Consider the following 625-nt stretch of genomic DNA (forward strand, 5'->3'; position numbering starts at 1 on the left):
CAGCATCATCGCCATTGGTTGTTGATTCTGTTCCACCATCTCCGATTGTATCAACGGTTTCTGGATGTAACGGAGCTGTTTTTGAAATCACGGCATCGGTTGATTTTGGTACGGCTACATATGAGTGGTATGATAGTTCATCGAATTTAATAGGAACAACGGCAACGATTGTAATTACAGAATCTGGAACTTATGAAGTAAGAGCTACTGTTAATTCGTGTACAACTATTGAGTTTGTAACGGTAGATAAATCGCCATGTGTTATACCAAAAGGAGTTTCACCAAACAATGATGGCTTGAATGATACTTGGAATTTATCAGGATTAAATGCTAAGAAAGTTCAAATATTTAATCGTTACGGAGTAGAGGTTTATAGCAAATCGGACTACACTAATGAATGGGAAGGAAAAACAAATTCAGGAGATGAATTACCATCAGCAACCTATTATTATGTGGTTTCTTTACCAGCAGGAGTAGTTAAAACAGGTTGGGTATATATAAACAGAGAAAATTAAAAGCAAGTAAGATGAAAAATAGAATTATTCAAGTTGTTATTTTATTTATAGGTGTATTTGCTTTTGCCCAGCAAGACCCACACTACACCCAATACATGTATAACATGAGT

At 35.5% G+C, this 625-nt stretch carries 1 protein-coding gene; it reads left to right on the plus strand.

All coding sequences use genetic code 11. The features are described 5' to 3' along the window. On the plus strand, window positions 1–515 hold a 515-nt coding region (locus OJ995_RS13510; RefSeq protein WP_264369914.1), incomplete at its 5' end, for a T9SS type B sorting domain-containing protein. Window positions 516–625: the final 110 nt, after the last annotated feature.

The sequence above is a fragment of the Flavobacterium lacisediminis genome, from assembly GCF_025909975.1.
GTDB lineage: Bacteria > Bacteroidota > Bacteroidia > Flavobacteriales > Flavobacteriaceae > Flavobacterium > Flavobacterium lacisediminis.